The sequence below is a fragment of the Mycobacterium sp. IDR2000157661 genome (assembly GCF_022317005.1).
Lineage (GTDB): Bacteria > Actinomycetota > Actinomycetes > Mycobacteriales > Mycobacteriaceae > Mycobacterium.
Genome location: NZ_CP081006.1, coordinates 4173409 through 4191145, shown reverse-complemented (window position 1 = coordinate 4191145; position 17737 = coordinate 4173409). Strand labels below are relative to the sequence as shown.

16 protein-coding genes and 1 tRNA gene are annotated in these 17737 nt (G+C 65.7%); 10 read left to right on the top strand and 7 right to left on the bottom strand.

From position 1 onward, the window contains the following. Positions 1-48: 48 nt before the first annotated feature. Positions 49-501, top strand: a complete 453-nt coding sequence (locus tag K3G64_RS21500) for an SRPBCC family protein (RefSeq protein WP_238887120.1) — start codon at positions 49-51, stop codon at positions 499-501. Here the strand turns inward: K3G64_RS21500 and K3G64_RS21495 are convergent. Together K3G64_RS21495 and K3G64_RS21490 are read right to left on the bottom strand one after the other, a co-directional pair. Beyond that, complete coding sequence (locus K3G64_RS21495) at positions 473-1774, bottom strand: adenylate/guanylate cyclase domain-containing protein (protein ID WP_238950906.1); 1302 nt, start codon at positions 1772-1774, stop codon at positions 473-475. The two genes, K3G64_RS21500 and K3G64_RS21495, sit on opposite strands and share 29 nt — an antisense overlap. A gap of 71 nt (positions 1775-1845) precedes the next feature. Beyond that, positions 1846-1919 (bottom strand) — tRNA-Leu (locus K3G64_RS21490). Positions 1920-1994: 75 nt separating this feature from the next. On the opposite strand from K3G64_RS21490, the gene K3G64_RS21485 reads away from it, so the two are divergent. From K3G64_RS21485 to K3G64_RS21460, 6 genes are all read left to right on the top strand, one after another. Beyond that, on the top strand, positions 1995-2630 hold the full coding sequence (locus K3G64_RS21485; RefSeq protein WP_238887119.1) for an ANTAR domain-containing response regulator: 636 nt from the start codon (positions 1995-1997) through the stop codon (positions 2628-2630). Between the two features lie 197 nt (positions 2631-2827). Continuing rightward, on the top strand, positions 2828-4042 hold the full coding sequence (locus K3G64_RS21480) for a branched-chain amino acid ABC transporter substrate-binding protein (protein ID WP_238887118.1): 1215 nt from the start codon (positions 2828-2830) through the stop codon (positions 4040-4042). Between the two features lie 78 nt (positions 4043-4120). Then, entirely contained in the window at positions 4121-5155 is a 1035-nt protein-coding gene (locus K3G64_RS21475) for a branched-chain amino acid ABC transporter permease (RefSeq protein ID WP_238887117.1), read from the top strand. Next, complete coding sequence (locus K3G64_RS21470; protein ID WP_238887116.1) at positions 5152-6321, top strand: branched-chain amino acid ABC transporter permease; 1170 nt, start codon at positions 5152-5154, stop codon at positions 6319-6321. The genes K3G64_RS21475 and K3G64_RS21470 overlap by 4 nt, the downstream gene beginning before the upstream one ends. Continuing rightward, on the top strand, positions 6318-7145 hold the full coding sequence (locus K3G64_RS21465; protein WP_238887115.1) for an ABC transporter ATP-binding protein: 828 nt from the start codon (positions 6318-6320) through the stop codon (positions 7143-7145). The genes K3G64_RS21470 and K3G64_RS21465 overlap by 4 nt, the downstream gene beginning before the upstream one ends. Then, on the top strand, positions 7129-7884 hold the full coding sequence (locus K3G64_RS21460) for an ABC transporter ATP-binding protein (RefSeq protein WP_238887114.1): 756 nt from the start codon (positions 7129-7131) through the stop codon (positions 7882-7884). Before K3G64_RS21465 ends, K3G64_RS21460 begins: the two co-directional genes overlap by 17 nt. Here the strand turns inward: K3G64_RS21460 and K3G64_RS21455 are convergent. From K3G64_RS21455 to K3G64_RS21445, 3 genes are read right to left on the bottom strand one after another with little or no spacing between them, the layout of a single operon-like run. Beyond that, a complete protein-coding gene (locus K3G64_RS21455) occupies positions 7866-8558 on the bottom strand; it encodes a YwaF family protein (RefSeq protein WP_238887113.1) in 693 nt (230 codons plus the stop codon). The genes K3G64_RS21460 and K3G64_RS21455 overlap by 19 nt on opposite strands. Beyond that, a complete protein-coding gene (locus K3G64_RS21450) occupies positions 8548-9747 on the bottom strand; it encodes a lipid-transfer protein (protein WP_238887112.1) in 1200 nt (399 codons plus the stop codon). Before K3G64_RS21450 ends, K3G64_RS21455 begins: the two co-directional genes overlap by 11 nt. Next, entirely contained in the window at positions 9744-10181 is a 438-nt protein-coding gene (locus K3G64_RS21445; protein ID WP_238887111.1) for a Zn-ribbon domain-containing OB-fold protein, read from the bottom strand. The genes K3G64_RS21450 and K3G64_RS21445 overlap by 4 nt, the downstream gene beginning before the upstream one ends. Positions 10182-10377: 196 nt before the next feature. Between K3G64_RS21445 and K3G64_RS21440 the strand changes: the two genes are divergently transcribed. Next, positions 10378-12939, top strand: a complete 2562-nt coding sequence (locus K3G64_RS21440; protein ID WP_238887110.1) for a helix-turn-helix transcriptional regulator — start codon at positions 10378-10380, stop codon at positions 12937-12939. Positions 12940-13389: 450 nt separating this feature from the next. On the opposite strand, the gene K3G64_RS21435 is transcribed toward K3G64_RS21440, so the two are convergent. Together K3G64_RS21435 and K3G64_RS21430 are read right to left on the bottom strand one after the other, a co-directional pair. After that, the gene (locus tag K3G64_RS21435) at positions 13390-13584 is read right to left on the bottom strand and encodes a hypothetical protein (RefSeq protein WP_238887109.1); all 195 of its coding nucleotides are present in this window, start codon (positions 13582-13584) and stop codon (positions 13390-13392) included. A 42-nt stretch (positions 13585-13626) separates the two neighbouring features. Then, positions 13627-13938: a hypothetical protein gene (locus tag K3G64_RS21430; RefSeq protein ID WP_238887108.1), complete on the bottom strand. Its 312-nt coding sequence runs from the start codon at positions 13936-13938 to the stop codon at positions 13627-13629. Positions 13939-14131: 193 nt separating this feature from the next. Here K3G64_RS21430 and K3G64_RS21425 point away from each other — a divergent pair, with 193 nt between their 5' ends. Further along, positions 14132-14965, top strand: a complete 834-nt coding sequence (locus K3G64_RS21425) for a hypothetical protein (RefSeq protein WP_238887107.1) — start codon at positions 14132-14134, stop codon at positions 14963-14965. 75 nt (positions 14966-15040) lie between these two features. Continuing rightward, on the top strand, positions 15041-17737 hold the full coding sequence (gene polA, locus K3G64_RS21420) for a DNA polymerase I (protein WP_238950905.1): 2697 nt from the start codon (positions 15041-15043) through the stop codon (positions 17735-17737).

The window sequence follows — 17737 nt, the reverse complement described above, 5'->3', positions numbered from 1 at the left end:
GCCGGCGGTCCCGTGCGTCGTTTCCGGCGATGCGGGTATATCCCCCGGGTGACTGTGACTCGCGATATCCACGCCTCCCGCCGGCAAGTGTGGGACGTGATGGCCGATGGATGGACGTACTCCCAGTGGGTTGTCGGCAACAGCCGGATGCGCGCCGTGGATCCCGACTGGCCGGCGGCCGGCTCCGTTATCCGTCATTCAATCGGTGTCTGGCCGCTGTTGTTGAACGACAAGACCCTGGTCGAGGAATGTGTGCCGACGGAGAAGTTGGTACTACACGCCAAAGGCCGACCGTTCGGGAACGCTCGGATCATCCTGCGGCTGAGCGACATTCCGGACGGCTGCCGAGTCGAAATGCAGGAGTTCCCCATCAGCGGGCCCGCGGCCGTCATGCCCAACCGGCTCTCGGACATGGTGGTCTACCCGCGCAATCGAGAAACCCTGTGGCGACTCGGAGCGCTTGCCGAGCGCCTCAAGCCGAGTGAGCTCTCTGACCGCTGACCGGTTCCCGATCGGCGGCGGGGCACACCGCGGCGTCGTTGCGACGCCCGACGAGGTACCAGGTCGTCATGACACCCTTGCCTTTGACGTCGACCTCGCCGCGCTGCTCGAAGGCGAACGTGTCCCGGAGGCGTTCGTAAACGTCGTTCGGCACCTGGATCTTGCCCTCCACGTCGGTGGTCTCCATTCGTGACGCGACGTTGACGGCGTCGCCCCACACGTCATAGAAGAACTTGCGCGCGCCGACGACACCGGCGACGACCGGGCCGGCGGCCAATCCGATGCGCAGCGGTACCTCCCGGCCGTGCGGATCCCTGAGCCCGGCGACCGCGTCGGCCATGTCAAGCGCCAGACAGGCCAGCGCCTCGATGTGGTCCGGCCTCGGTTGCGGCACGCCGCTGACCACCATGTAGGAGTCCCCGCTGGTCTTCACCTTCTCCAGGCCATGCCGATCGACAAGGGCGTCGAGATCGGTGTAGAGCCGGTCGAGGAACCTGACCAGCTCGTCGGGCGTGGTGTCACTGGCCCGTTTCGTATAGCCGGCGATGTCGGCGAACAGGATCGCCGCGTCGTCGTAGCTGTCGGCGATGACCGTGCGACTGGGATCCTTGAGCCGCTCGGCGATGGTCGCGGGAAGGATGTTGGCCAACAACCGCTCCGAGCGTTCGTACTCGGCTTCCATCGCCTCACGGGCACGACGTATTTCGCGCAAGGCGTACCACAGGGTCGCGACGACGAGGATCCATGCGGTCACCACCGTCAGCACGAAGACGAGTTCCGACTCCATCTGGCTGCGGCCGGTGTCCTCGGGCACCGAGAATTCCAGCACCACGACCGACACCGCACCCAGTGCGGCAAGCACCGCGGCCAGCACTATGTGGTCGATGCCCAGGACCACGACGGTGATCGCGGCGGCGGCGACGAAGTAGAACTGCAGCCCGGTTTGCGTGCCCAGGAGTGCGCAGAGCACGCCGATCGAGGTGTAGGCGACCGCGAAGAACACCAGGGGGGCCACGAGTTCACCGAGCCGGCACAGCAGCGGAATTGTCGCGAAAATCGCTGCGCTGCCGAAGTTTATCAACGAGATCCACCAGAGATCACCACCGAACAGCAGACCGTGTAGGCCGAAGAAAATGCTGATGGCCACGCTGATCATCGCGGTCACGTTCAGCACTCTGCGCTGGCGGGCCGCGCTGTCGGCGTAATGCCTGACCCGGGCGGGCGTTCGACTCTCCAGTGCCAACTCAGGCACGCAGACCGGCCGAAACCTCATCTCCACGCACGAAGCCTAGCGCTGTGATATCACCCACCTCGGCGTTTCGATGGTGGCCGCACGGAGGAGAGTGCCCTCGGTGAGACTCGAACTCACACTGTCACGATTTTGAGTCGTGTGCCTCTGCCAATTGGGCTACGAGGGCGTCCCGGCGCGGCTTACCACGATAGAGGATGACCCGAAGTCGCTGAACGCGGCCACGACCGCCACAATGGGCTCCATGACTGGCTCCACGACCGGGTCACAAGCCGACAGTCCCAAGGCACGCCGCGTTCTCGTCGCCGAGGACGAAGCGCTCATTCGGATGGACTTGGCAGAGATGCTGCGCGACGAGGGTTACGAGATCGTCGGCGAGGCGGGCGACGGGCAGGAGGCGGTCGATCTTGCCGTGAGCCTGAAACCGGACCTGGTGATCATGGACGTGAAGATGCCGCGTCGCGACGGCATCGACGCGGCCTCCGAGATCGCGGGAAAGCGCATCGCGCCGATCGTCATCCTCACCGCTTTCAGCCAGCGCGAACTGGTCGAGCGGGCCCGCGATGCGGGCGCGATGGCCTACCTCGTCAAACCGTTCACCATCACCGACCTCATCCCGGCGATCGAGGTTGCGGTCAGCCGGTTCAGCGAGATCTCCGCGCTCGAGCGCGAAGTCGCGACACTGTCGGATCGTCTGGAGACGCGCAAACTGGTCGAACGCGCCAAGGGCCTGCTGCAGGCCAAGCAGGGGATGACCGAGCCCGAAGCGTTCAAGTGGATCCAGCGCGCCGCCATGGACCGCCGAACCACCATGAAGCGGGTCGCCGAGGTGGTGTTGGAAACACTCGACACGCCCGGCGACACCGCGGTGACCAACTAGCTCCCCGGTCGGTCGCCGGTAAACACTGCGTTTCCGACCGCGCACTTCGCCGCGTTCGGCCACCGGATCGCCGCCACGCATTTCCCAACAGCACGCACCAGGGCCATGCGTTGGCTAAGGTCGTCCCGAAGCATCGCCGCCCCGCCCAGCTGAACCGGGTGCCGATGCGGACGAAAACATTGACCCGGAGGTGAAGTGTGCGCGGTGGCGTGGCACGGAAGGCATTTGCGATCAGTGGCGCAAGTCTGGTTGTACTCGGGCTTGCCGGCTGCCAGCAGTCCCAGCCCGGCGAGGGAGACGGCGCACAAACCGACCTGAAGATCGTCGAGCAGGTGCAGATCGACCAGAGCGGCGCCGAGGTCCCCGCGCCCGAAGAGGAGGCGGCGGCGGATCCGGCAGGTGATGGCAACGCGCAGTGCCCGCCGGTGTCGCTGGCGATGGCCGGCGCGCTCAACGGTCCGGACGCCGCGTTGGGTATCAACATCAAGAACGGTGTCCAACTCGCCGTTGACAAGCACAACGCCGCCAATCCGGGCTGCCAGGTCCAGCTCAAGACGTTCGACACCGAGGGCGACCCCCAGAAGGCCACCCAGATCGCACCGCAGATCGTGGACGACGCGTTCACCATAGGGTTGATCGGACCCGCCTTCTCCGGTGAGACCAACGCCACCGGCGACGTCTTCAATCAGGCCGGGCTGGTGGCTGCCACCGCGTCGGCGACCAATGTCACGCTGTCGGAGAAGGGCTGGCGAACGTTCTTCCGTGGGCTGGGCAACGACGGTGTACAGGGTCCTGCGGTGGCCAACTACATGAAGAACGGGCTCGGCTTCTCCACGGTCTGCGTCGTCGACGACAGCACCGACTACGGACTCGGACTGGCCCAGGCGATTCGCGAGACGCTCGGGCCGGTCGCCGATCCGTCGTGCAACATCTCGGTCAAGAAGGGCGACAAGGACTTCTCCGCCGCGGTGACACAGATCAACAACTCCGCTCCGGACGCGGTGTTCTTCAGCGGGTACTACGCCGAGGCGGCTCCGCTCGCGCAGCAGCTGAAAGACGGCGGCTTCGAGGGCACCTTCGTCAGCGGTGACGGTGTGAAGGACCCCGAATTCGTCAAGCAGGCCGGTCAATCGTCGAAGGACGCTGTGCTGTCCTGCCCCTGCGGTCCGGCGACCGGCGCGTGGGCCGATGAGTACACCCAGAAGTTCAACCAGGAACCCGGCACCTATAGCGCCGAGGGCTACGACCTCGGCACCATCATGCTGAAGGGCATCGATTCGGGAGCCATCACCCGGCCCGCGCTACTGGATTACGTGCGCAACTACAACGGCCAAGGGGTGGCTCGGCAGTATCAGTGGACTCCGAGCGGCGAGCTGACCACCAGCCTCATCTGGATCTACAAGGTCCAGTAGCGACCGACCGAGGACGCGTCCGAGACCGCACGGCTCGGACGCGTTCTCGTCACCAGCCTTCGAGGAGCCCGCCGCCGGATGAGTCCCCAGTGCGTCGACCAGTACGCCTGCCTTGCCAACATCAGCTTCAACCTGGAGGGCCTGCGAGAGGGCTTCTGGCAGTTGACGATCGACGGTCTGTCCTGGGGTGCCATCTACGCTCTGGTCGCGGTCGGGTACACGCTGGTGTACGGCGTGCTCAAACTGATCAACTTCGCCCACTCCGAGGTGTTCATGCTCGGCATGTTCGGCGCCTACTTCTGCCTGGACATGATTCTGGGTTTCACACCGAGCGGCAACACCTATGACGTCGGCATCGCGCTGACGGTGCTGTATCTGGCCATCGCGATGGCGTTCGCGATGCTGGTGTCCGGTGCGACCGCAGTCGGCCTGGAAGCGGTGGCGTACCGTCCGCTGCGCAGACGCAACGCCGAACGGCTCTCGTTCCTGATCACCGCGATCGGCATGTCCTTCGCACTACAGGAATTCGTTCACTTCATTCTCCCCGAGATCATCGACGGCTACGGTGGGTCCAACGCGCAGCAGCCGATTCGCCTGGTGGAGCCCGAGACTCAGTTCGCGATCTTCGATGCGGCGGTCACCAACATCACGCTGATCATCGTCGTGGCGGCGCTGGTCTTGGCCCTCATGACCGACGTCGCGATCAACCGCACGAAATTCGGCCGTGGTATCCGCGCGGTTGCCCAGGACCCGACCACTGCGACCTTGATGGGGGTGTCCCGCGAGCGCGTCATCATGACGACCTTCCTGATCGGGGGACTGCTCGCCGGTGCTGCGGCACTGCTCTACACCCTCAAGGTGCCTCAGGGCATCATCTACTCGGGCGGATTCCTGCTCGGTATCAAGGCGTTCTCGGCCGCCGTACTAGGGGGTATCGGCAATCTGCGCGGCGCGCTACTCGGCGGCCTGTTACTCGGCATCATGGAGAACTACGGCCAGGCGGTGTTCGGGACCCAGTGGCGCGACGTCGTGGCGTTCGTGCTGCTGGTGTTGGTGCTGTTGTTCCGTCCTACCGGCATCCTCGGAGAGAGCCTCGGAAAGGCCCGGGCATGAAGGCGAGCGACAAGCTCCTGGCCCCCGGCGACGCGCTTCGCCGATGGTGGGACGGATTGTCGCGGGTGCAGAAGTGGGGATTCGGCGCACTGGCGTTCGGCGCACTGGCGCTGTTGCCCCTGTTTCCACCGCCGTTTCTCAACACCCCCAACATCAGCTTCGGCGGCACCATGGCACAGTTCGCGATGGTCGCAATCATCGCGATCGGTCTCAATGTCGTTGTAGGCCAAGCCGGTCTGCTCGACTTGGGCTATGTCGGGTTCTATGCCGTCGGCGCCTACACGGTCGCCCTACTGACCAGCCCGAGCAGCCCGTGGAACAGGACCGGACCCGACGGGTTCTTCAGCGAGGACTGGGCCTGGCTGTCGTGTGTGCCCCTGGCGATGGCGATCACGGCACTGGCCGGCCTCATCCTCGGGACTCCGACGCTGCGCTTACGCGGCGACTACCTGGCGATCGTCACGCTCGGGTTCGGCGAGATCATCCGGTTGCTGGCGGACAATCTCGCCGACGTGACCAACGGCCCGCGAGGGCTTCCCGGCGTCGAGTACCCCCGCGTCGGAGAGACGCAGCGCCTTCCCGAGGGTGTCTTCTCGAGCGCGAACTCCACGGGAGACGCCAACTACGGCACCTGGTGGTTCTGGCTGGGCCTGGTGCTCATCGTCGTCATCCTGATGCTCGTCGGCAACCTCGAACGCAGCCGCGTCGGACGCGCGTGGATAGCCGTCCGTGAGGACGAGGACGCCGCCGAGATCATGGGCGTCAACGCCTTCCGGTTCAAGCTGTGGGCCTTCGTGATCGGCGCAGCCATCGGAGGACTGTCCGGAGCGTTGTATGCCGGCCAGGTACAGTTCGTGGCGCCTCCGACGTTCAACATCATCAACTCGATGCTGTTCCTGTGCGCCGTGGTGCTCGGTGGACAGGGCAACAAGCTCGGCGTGATCGTCGGTGCGTTCGTCATCGTGTACCTGCCCAACCGCCTGCTGGGAGTCGAGTTCCTGGGCGTCAACCTGGGCGACCTGAAGTATCTGTTCTTCGGTATAGCGTTGGTCGTGCTGATGATCTTCCGGCCGCAGGGGTTGTTCCCGGCTCGCCAGCAGTTGCTGTCCTACGGCAAAGCGGCGCGTCGGCTGTTGGCTGCCCCGGAGAAGGAGTCGGTTCGGTGACAATCGAGGAAGTCGCCGGAGTACACCGTGACATTCGGGCGGCCGAGGGCGAGGTACTGCTTCAGACCAACGATCTGACCGTCCGGTTCGGCGGCCTCATCGCGCTGGACTCGCTGACCTTCGACATCCGGCGTGGCGAGATCCTGGGCATGATCGGCCCGAACGGTGCGGGAAAAACCACCTGCTTCAACGCCATCACCGGCGTGTACCGACCGGCGTCCGGAACGGTCACCTTCGACGGCGCCCCGCTGGGCCGGATCAAGCGCCACCAGATCACCCGCCGCGGGATCGCGCGCACCTTCCAGAACATCCGGCTGTGGGGCGAGATGACAGCGCTGGAGAACGTCATGGTGGGCACCGACGCCAGGCACTTCACCTCGGTACCCGGCGCCCTGCTACGGACCCCGCGCCATCGCCGCGAGGAACGTTCGGCCGTCGAACGCGCCGCGGCGCTGCTGCATTTCGTCGGGATCGCGCACCGCGGTGAGGAGAAGGCGAGGAACCTGCCGTACGGCGATCAGCGACGCCTCGAGATCGCACGCGCACTGGCCACCGAGCCCAAGCTGCTGTGCCTCGACGAGCCCGCGGCCGGGTTCAACCCGCGCGAGAAGGCCGCACTCATCGAGCTGATCCAGAAGATCCGCGACGACGGGTACACCGTGTTGCTGATCGAACACGACATGCGGCTGGTGATGGGCGTGACCGACCGCATCGTGGTGCTCGAGTTCGGCCGCAAGATCGCCGAAGGCCTGCCCGCCGAGATCCGCGAAGACCCGACGGTCATCGCAGCCTATCTGGGAGTGCCCGATGACACAGTCGAGTGATCGAACGCAAAGCCAGCGACCCGTGGTGCTCGAACTGCGTGACATCGTCGTGCAGTACGGGCGAATCCTTGCGCTGCACGGAATCTCGCTGACGGTGCACGAGGGCGAACTGGTTACACTCCTGGGTTCCAACGGCGCAGGCAAGACCACCACGATGCGGGCGATCTCCGGGTTGCTGCCACTGACCTCCGGATCGATCTGGTTCGAAGGCGACGACATCAGCAAGGTCAAGGCGCACCACCGCGCAATCCGCGGGTTGGTGCAGGCCCCGGAAGGACGCGGGGTCTTCCCTGGCATGACGGTCGTCGAGAACCTCGAAATGGGCTGCTATGGAAGGAAGTTCGATTCCAAGCAGGAGCATCGGGCGAGGCTGGACTGGGTGCTGGAGACCTTCCCGCGGCTGGCCGAGCGGCGCAGCCAGGTCGGCGGCACACTGTCTGGCGGCGAACAGCAGATGCTGTCGATCGGCCGGGCGTTGATGGCCCGCCCGCGCGTGTTGCTGCTCGACGAACCGTCGATGGGCCTTGCGCCGATGGTGATCTCGCATATCTTCAAGATCATCGCCGAGATCAACGCCAAGGGCACCACGGTGCTGCTGGTGGAGCAGAACGCCCAACAGGCGCTGAGCCGATCGGACCGCGCCTACATCCTGGAAACCGGCGAGGTGACCCGGGAGGGCAACGCGCGAGAACTGCTCGACGACGACAGCATCCGCGCCGCCTACCTCGGCGTCGCATAGCGGCGACGCACCCACGGCCACGTCATCAGCGCCCAGACCGTGAACACCAACGCCGCCGCCACGACGAGATACACCGGCCAGGGACCCATGAAATCCAGCAGGGACGCGGAGGCGGGCTTGGCGTTGAGGAAGCCGTAGTTGGTGTCCGCGACGGCATTGAACGCGACGGTGACCGCCACCCACATCGTGGTGACCAGCACAGCGAACCGGTAGCCGTGCCAGTCGGGCCGCATGCGGCGGCCCCAGGTCAGATAGATCGCGGCCCACACGACGATCAAGTGGATCGCATAGAACGCCAGAAATTGGTAGTGGGGGAAGTCAGGTCCCCGCAACACCGGGGTGATCAACGCCTGCACGCTGAGCACCAGGCCCCAGTAGTAGGTCAGCGTGTAGGCCCACGTCCGCTGCGACCACAGCGCATAAGCGGCGACAACGGTCGCGAGGTCGGTCAACTGAAGTGGGACGGAGTAGCCGATGTCGGGCGGAATCAGGTTGTAGACCAGGATCGCGGCGTAGATGGCCGCGGTGACGGCACCGAGGATTCGCCCGAAGCGGCGCGCCTGCTGCTCGGACTGCCTGCGCCCGACCCACACCAGCAGCGCGGCGCCCAGGGCGAACACCGCCAGCGCGCCCCAGTACGAGGCGCCGTAGGGCGCAAACTCGCTAACGGGCAACGATCACGGACGAGCCGTGTCCGAAAAGGCCCTGGTTCGCGGTGATTCCGACGGTGGCACCCTCGACCTGGCGGCCGGTGGCCTGGCCCTTGAGCTGCCAGGTCAATTCGCAGACCTGCGCGATGGCCTGCGCGGGGATGGCCTCTCCGAAACACGCCAGCCCACCCGACGGGTTGACCGGAATGCGGCCGCCGATGGTGGTGGCACCGCTGCGCAGCAACTGTTCGGCCTCGCCCTTGGGACACAGGCCCAGGTGTTCGTACCAATCCAGCTCCAGTGCGGTGGACAAGTCGTAGACCTCGGCCATGCTCAGGTCCTCGGGTCCGATGCCGGCTTCGGCGTAGGCCGCGTCGAGAATCTGGTCTTTGAACGCCCGCTCGGGCGCGTTGACCACAGCGGTGGAGTCGGTGGCGATGTCTGGGAGTTCGGGCAGATGCTGCGGATACCGCGGGGTGACGGTGCTGATCGCGCGCACCGAGGGCACCCCCTCGAGCGAGCCGAGGTGTTGTTCGGCGAAGGACTTGCTGGCCACCACGAGCGCCGCCGCCCCGTCGGAGGTCGCGCAGATGTCCAGCAACCGCAGCGGATCGGAGACCACCGGGCTGGCCAGCACGTCGTCGATGGTGGCTTCCTTGCGGTACCGCGCGTTCGGGTTGTCCAGCCCGTGGCGGGCGTTCTTGACCTTCACCGCCGCGAAGTCCTCCAGCGTGGCGCCGTAGAGATCCATGCGCCTGCGGGCCAGCAACGCGAAGTACACGGTGTTGGTCGCCCCGATCAGGTGGAAGCGCTGCCAGTCGGGGTCGTTGCGGCGTTCGCCGCCGACCGGGGCGAAGAACCCCTTGGGGGTGGTGTCGGCGCCGATGACCAATGCCACATCGCAGAAACCGGCCAGAATCTGGGCCCGCGCGCTCTGCAGCGCCTGCGACCCGCTGGCGCACGCGGCGTAACTCGAGCTGACCGGCACACCGTTCCAGCCCAGCTTCTGGGCGAAGGTGGCGCCTGCCACGAAGCCCGGATAGCCGTTGCGGATGGTGTCGGCGCCGGCGACGAGTTGGATCTGTCGCCAGTCCAGCCCGGCCTCGGCCAGCGCCGAGCGAGCGGCCACCACACCGTATTCGGTGAAGTCGCGGCCCCACTTACCCCAGGGATGCATACCCGCGCCCAGGATGTAGAGCGGCTCAGGACTCATGGGGCGATCCTCCAGGCGTAGACGACGTGTTCGACGCCGTCGTCATCGACATACAACGGCATCGTGGTCAACTCCATCTGCATGCCCACCTTCAGGTCGGCGGCCAGCGTGCCGTCGGTGACCTTGCCCAGCACGATGAGCCCCTCATCGGCCAACTCGACGGCGGCAACGGCGAACGGCTCGAACGGATCGGGCGCCGGGTACGGCGGCGGGGGAGCGTAACGGTTCTCGGTGTAGCTCCACAGCGTCCCGCGCCGCGACAGCGGCACCTGAGCCAGCTCATCACCGTCGCACGCCGGATTCGGGCAGTTGTTGGCCCGCGGCGGGAACACGAACGTCCCGCACTGATGACACTTGCCGCCGATCAGATAGGGCAGCCCCGAACCATCGGTCGCGAACCAGCCTTCGATCGCCGGTTGAGTGGATGCTGACACCCGGTCAGCGTACCCAGTCCAACGGCAGAACTGAAACGTGTTCCAGTCGTCGCTTCGTGGAACTGTGGTGGTGTTTCCTCCTGTGCTCACGCCCACGCCGGTCTATACGTCTTCAACGCGTACGACGCGTCCTGGCAATAGCTCAAAGGTGGCCATTCGGAGTGTCGTCGCAGCTAGGTGAAATTACGATTCGTTCGTGGGCAACGACTGGCCGTTCACTGGTCGTGCGGAGGAAGTGGCAAAGATCGGGGACCGTTTGGTCGGGTCCAGTGCGTATACCGGAGTGGTCGTTGCCGGAGATCCGGGAGTCGGCAAGAGCCGACTCGCGCGGGAGGTCCTGGCAGTGGTATCAGCGCAGTGCGAGATCCGATGGGTAGTCGCGACCAGGGCCGGATCGGCACTGCCGCTCGGTGCGTTTTCGGCCTGGGTCGGTGACACCGGCGCTGATCCCACGTTGTTGGTGCGCTCCGTCATCGACGGCGTGACCGCGACCCCGCACGCTCGTCCAGTGGTTATCGGGGTAGACGACGCACATCTACTCGACGATCTCTCGGCCTTTGTCGTACACCAGCTCGTGCACCGCAAATTGGCGAACGTCGTTCTGACAGTACGTAATCACGAGCCAGCGCCCGATGCCATTACCGCGTTGTGGAAGGACTCGTATCTCGAAAGAATCCACCTGTCCGCGCTGACACAAGAGGAATCGGGCCGGCTCCTCACGCGGGTGCTCGACGGACCGGTGGACTCGTCGACCGTCGCCCGGCTATGGAATCTGACCCGGGGCAATGTCCTGTTCCTTCGCCACCTCGTCGACCAGGAGTTGGCGCGCAGGCATTGGTGCGTCGAAAACGGCCTTTGGTCATGGTCTGGCGACCCGTTGCATTTCACGGAGTTGGCGGAGCTGGTGACCGCCCAGATGGGCGCATTATCGGAGCCGTTGGCCGAGGTCATCGACCTGTTGACAGTGGCCGGACCGTTGGATTGTGACCTGCTCGCGCAAATCGTGGGGTGGTCGTCGGTCGAGCACGCCCGAACACGAGGTCTCGTCGAGATCGAATACGACGGCAGCGGCGCTGTAGCTCGGCTGGGCCACCCCCTCTACGGTGAGGTTCGCCGCTGGAAGACCGCCGGGATGCGCGGTCGATACCTGCGCGGGCGTGTCGTGCGCGCGCTCGATGACAGGGCGGTCCGCGACACACAGGACCTCCTTCGTCGTGCCCTGCTGACGCTGGAATCGGATCTGCCGCCCAACGGTGCGCTCCTCACACAAGCCGCCGGCGCCGCGATGCAACTGATCAATCCTGTACTCGCAGAACGACTTGCGGGCGAAGCGCGGCGTATCGACCCGACATACGAGGCGACTTACCTCCACGCGTGCGCCTTGCATCAGATAGGACGAGCGCCCGAAGCGGAAGGCATCGTCGCGGACGTAACCAACCAGCGCTTCTCGCCCGCCGAGTTCGCCAACCTAGCGATGTTCCGGGCCGCAAACCTTTACTGGGTACTGGGCCTGACGGCCAGGTCTCGTCAGGTGCTCGACGATGCGCAAGCCCGGCTTCCAGCTGAGTCGCATGGTGTCCTCCTAGCCTACCGGGCATTGGTCGACGCGGCTGAAGGGTCCGTTCCGGCCGCGGTGGAGGCCGCCAATGCAGTTCTTGGCCGCAATCTTTCAGACGTTGCGACCATGAACGCCTACTACGCGCTCGTGCTGGCATTCGGCTATGCGGGCCGCACCGGTCAGGCGATTGACGCCGCCGAACAAGGCTACCACTTGGCCGAGGTGTCCCACAGCGCCGCCCCGATGTTGTTGGGATTTACCGAGCATTACATCCAAGCCCTCATATTCGCCGGACAGCTTTCAGAAGCGGAAGCGCTGAGCCAGCGCATCGCCCGTCGAACAATCGACACCTCCGTCGCTTCGACCGCCTACGCCGCAATGTTCGTGGGACACGTCCAACTCGCCCTGGGGCGAGTTCGGTCGGCGCGAGAAAGGCTGGAGAAGGCGGTTGAAATATTCACTCAGATCGGCAACGTGAGATCGCCTGAGATGCTGTCGCGGTGCGACCTCGTTGTGGCGCTGGCGATGATGGGCGACGTCGATGAAGCGGCCTCCGTGCTGACCGCCTTGAGGGCCGAGCCAAACCCCTTTGTGTACCTCGAGCCGCGCTGTTTGACGGCAGAAGCCTGGGTGTCGGCTGCCGAAGGTGCATTGACCGCCGCTGTGCAACAGTGCCTGCGAGCCGCCGAGATCGCAAGGAAAAATGGCTATTTCGCACAAGAGGCGGCGTGCCTGCACACTGCTGTCCGGTTCGGTGATCCGAATCCGGCGACCCGACTCGCCGAGCTCTGCAGCATTGTCGAGGGACGACGAGTAACCGCCATGGCAGCACATGCCGACAGCGCGGCCACAGGTGACCCGCACAGGTTGTCTGAGGCGTCGCGCGAATTCGAGGAGCTCGGCGATCTCGCATCAGCCACCGATGCAGCGGCGCAGGCGGCGACCGCGTACCGGCGGCGAGATCAGCGCGGGTCCGCACTGACTCAACTGTCGCGCGCCCACAGACTTGCCGAGACCTGCGGAGGCCTGGCGACCCCGGCACTACGGACTGTCGAAGCGACCCTGCTGACCGGCCGTCAACGTGAAGTGCTGTCACTGGCTGCGCGGGGGATGTCGAACCGCGAAATCGCCGAGCGGCTCAACGTGTCGGTGCGCACGGTCGAAGGACACCGGTATCGCGCCACCAAGCGAGAGGCGTAGTCGCGGCACCGACAGCGGTCGAAATGGCGTAGCCGGCTCGATCTCTACCCACGAAAAGGCGTAGTTGACTACGTCCGCTACGGGCGTCTGACCTGCTCATACTTGTCTCGGTCGAACTTGACGGCCCGCGTTCGAGGCGCAGTGGGGAGGAATCGAAATGTCGTATGCGAATCACATCGGCCGGATCGGGGCCCTGGCCGTCTTCCTGGGTATCGGTGCCGGGGTGGCCGCACTGCCAGGCCTGGCGTACGCGGAGCCGGCGGGCTCGAGCGCGTCCGATTCCGCGGCGCCGGAGACCGCGAAGAAGGGGACCCCGCCCGGGCAGAACATGAGCGTCTCGACTAATGGCGTCACACGCGTCCAGAAGGGCACTGCGTTTGCTACCAGCGATGGTCAGGGATCGGTCGCCAGAGCCCGCGGCGACGGCAGTGTCGCGACGGCGGAAGGCGATCACAACACGGCGACGGCAATCGGCACGAACAGCACTGCCACCGCGATCGGCGGCAGCGGCAACACGGCCACTGTCCAGGGCGACAACAGCACGGCGACCGTCAGCGGTGAGGACAACACGGTCACCGTGACGGGCAACAACAGCACCGCCACTGTCGGCACCGGTGATAGTCCACTTGCCACTTTCAGCGCCACCACCGTCGACGCTAGCGGCAACACCGTAACGGTCGACGGTGACTACAGCACGGCTACCGCGACCGGCACCAACAACACCGTCACGATCGCCGGTGACAACAACACCGCGACCGCGGACGGCGACGGCAACACCGCAACCGTTGACGGCGGCGCGAGCACGGCGAGCGCGAGCGGCACCAGCAGCACCGCCTCAGTCACCGGGATCAACAGCACGGCGACCGCCAGCGGCGACAACAACACTGCAACCGTCACTGGATTCCTCAGCTCGGCGACCGCTGTTGACGGCGCCAACAACACCGCCACCGTCACCGGCGACAACAGCACCGCCACCGCCGGCACCTCAGAGCGGGACACGGGCGGCATCAACAACACCGCGACAGTTACTGGGAACTTCAGCAGCGCAACCGCTTCCGGTGGCGAGAACAACACTGCCATCGTCGACGGCGACCAAAGTCGCGCTATCGCCGGAACCGTGCCGAGCAATCTGGAAACCTACGTCGGCACCAACGGCACCGCCGTCGTCACCGGCGACAACAGTCGGGCCTTCGTGCTCGGCGGCGACAACAACACGGCCACTGTCACCGGTGACAACAGTGACGCGTTCACCGTTCTCGGCGAAGATAATGTCGCCACTGTCACCGGCAATGACAGTACGGCCGAGGTGGGCAACGGGACAGGCAATATCGCCACCGTCACCGGCAACGGCAGCAATGCGAGCGCCTACTCGGGCGACTACAACACCGCGATCACTGTCGGCGACAATAGCCAGTCGAACGCCGCTTCCGGCGACAACAACATCGCCACCGTCGACGGGAACGACAGTTCGGCCGCGTCGGGACACGGCGACAACAACACCGCCACCATCATCGGTGACGGCAGCAGGGCCTTCGCCGGCCAGACCTTCACCGGCGATCCCGGTGAGGGCAACGACGGCAACACCGCCATAGTCGTCGGAAATAACAGCATCGCTGATGCGAACCTTGGCGACGAGAATTACGCCGAGGTCTACGGCAACAACAGCACGGCGCTCGCCACTCAGGGCGATGACCACCAGGCCGGCGTGTTCGGCGACGACAGCTACGCAATGGCCGGCTACGGCAATAACAACGAAGCCATCGTCAACGGCACCAACAGCGAGTCCACCGCGCTGTTCGGCGACAACAACCTGGCCTTCGTCTGGGGTAACGGCAGCGATGCCCAGGCAGGTGGCAGCCTCTTCGGATTCGGGACCTTCAACACCGCCAGCGTCGTCGGTGACGGCAGCACCGCCACCGCGGGTGGCGCCAACGCCGACTACACCTACGCGCTGGTGGAGGGCAACGGGCTGCACGCCAATGCAGGACCCCAAGACATGGACGTCGACCAGCAGGTCGCACCGTGAAGACCCAGTAGCCGGTAGGCCCGTGTCGCCGCCGGTGCATAGAGTGGGGCCGTGACAGCGAGCACTGCGACCGCCATGGCCACCGACAAGGCGACACTGATGCTGCTGGACGGCAATTCGTTGGCCTACCGGGCGTTCTACGCGCTGCCCGCCGAGAACTTCAAGACACGAAACGGATTGACCACCAACGCGGTCTACGGCTTCACCGCGATGCTGATCAACCTGCTACGCGACGAGCAGCCCAGCCACATCGCCGCCGCCTTCGACGTGTCCCGACAGACGTTCCGGGTCGACAAGTACCCCGATTACAAGGCCGGCCGGTCGTCCACGCCCGACGAGTTCCGCGGCCAGATCGACATCACCAAGGAGGTGCTCGGTGCGCTCGGCATCACGGTGCTCGCCGAACCCGGCTTCGAGGCCGACGACATCATCGCCACCCTGGCCACCCAGGCCGCCGAGGGCGGCTACCGCGTACTGGTGGTCACCGGCGACCGCGACTCGTTGCAACTGGTCAACGAGGATGTCACGGTGCTCTACCCGCGCAAGGGGGTCAGCGAGCTGACCCGGTTCACGCCCGACGCCGTCCTCGAGAAGTACGGCCTGACCCCTCACCAGTACCCGGACTTCGCGGCCCTGCGGGGTGACCCGAGCGACAACCTGCCGGGTATCCCCGGCGTCGGGGAGAAGACGGCGACCAAGTGGATCGCCGAATACGGATCGCTGCAGGCGCTGGTCGACAACGTCGACAGCGTGAAGGGCAAGGTCGGCGACGCCCTGCGGGCGAACCTGTCGAGCGTCGTGCTCAACCGGGAACTCACCGATCTGGTCAAGGACGTGCCGTTGGCGCAGACTCCGGACACCCTGCGGATGCAGCCCTGGGACCGCGACCAGATCCACCGGCTGTTCGACGACCTCGAGTTCCGCGTGCTGCGCGACCGGTTGTTCGAGACGCTTGCCTCCACCGACCCGGAGGTCGACCAGGGTTTCGACGTGCGTGGCCAGGCGCTGGTGGCGGGGGAGCTCGCACACTGGCTGGCCGAGCACAGCGCCGGCAAGCGGTTCGGGGTGGCGGTGGTCGGCACGCACCTGGCCTATGACGCCGACGCCACCGCGCTCGCGATCGTCGCGGCCGACGGCGACGGCCGCTACATCGACACCGCCGCCCTCACCGTCGAGGACGAGGAAGCGCTGGCCACCTGGCTGGCGGACCCCGGGCTGCCGAAGGCGCTGCATGAGGCCAAGCTGGCGACGCACGACCTGGAGGGTCGCGGCTGGAAGCTGGCCGGGGTCACCTCCGACACCGCGCTGGCCGCCTACCTGGTCCGACCGGGGCAGCGCAGCTTCTCCCTCGACGACCTGTCGCTGCGCTACCTCAAGCGCGAGTTGCGCGCCGACAACCCCGAGCAACAACAGCTTTCGCTGCTCGATGACAGCTTGAATGAACCGGACGGCGTCGACGACCAGGCGGTGCAGACCGTCCTCCTGCGGGCCAACGCGGTGATGGACCTCGCCGACGCGCTCGACGAGGAGCTGGCCCGCATGGAATGTTCCTCGCTCCTCGGCGATCTCGAGCTGCCGGTGCAGCGGGTGCTCGCGCAGATGGAGACCGCGGGCATCGCCGTCGACCTCGGCCAGCTCGGCGAGTTGCAGTCCGAGTTCGCCGACATGATCCGCGACGCAGCCGAAGCCGCGTACGCGGTGATCGGCAAGCAGATCAACCTCGGCTCGCCCAAGCAGCTGCAGGTCGTGCTCTTCGACGAGCTCGAGATGCCCAAGACCAAGCGGACCAAGACCGGCTACACCACCGACGCCGACGCGCTGCAGAGTCTTTTCGAAAAGACCGGGCACCCGTTCCTTCAGCATCTGCTGGCGCACCGCGACGCCACCCGGCTCAAGGTCACCGTCGACGGGTTGCTCAATTCGGTGGCCTCCGATGGGCGGATCCACACGACGTTCAACCAGACGATCGCCGCGACGGGCCGGTTGTCGTCGACGGAGCCGAACCTGCAGAACATCCCGATCCGCACCGACGCCGGCCGTCGCATCCGCGACGCGTTCGTGGTCGGCGCGGGCTACACCGAGCTGATGACGGCCGACTACAGCCAGATCGAGATGCGCATCATGGCGCACCTGTCGAGAGACGACGGCCTCATCGAGGCTTTCAACACCGGCGAGGACCTGCACTCCTTCGTCGCCTCCCGGGCGTTCGACGTGCCGATCAACGAGGTGACGGCCGACCTGCGACGCCGGGTCAAGGCGATGTCCTACGGGCTGGCCTACGGGTTGAGCGCCTACGGGCTGGCCGCCCAGCTGAAGATCTCCACCGAAGAGGCCAAGGTGCAGATGGAGCAGTACTTCGCGCGCTTCGGCGGGATCCGTGACTATCTGCGTGACGTGGTCGACCAGGCCCGAAAGGACGGTTACACCTCGACGGTGTTCGGGCGCAGGCGCTATCTGCCCGAACTCGACAGCAGCAACCGCAACGTGCGTGAGGCCGCCGAGCGCGCCGCGCTCAACGCACCGATCCAGGGCAGTGCCGCCGACATCATCAAGGTGGCGATGATCAACGTCGACGCCGCGTTGAAGGAGTCCAAGCTGCAGTCACGGATGCTGCTTCAGGTGCACGACGAACTGCTCTTCGAGGTGGCCGACGGCGAGCACGACGCCCTCGAGAAACTGGTGCGCGACAAGATGGGCGGCGCCTACCCGCTCGACGTACCGCTCGAGGTGTCTGTCGGCTACGGGCGCAGTTGGGACGCGGCGGCGCACTGA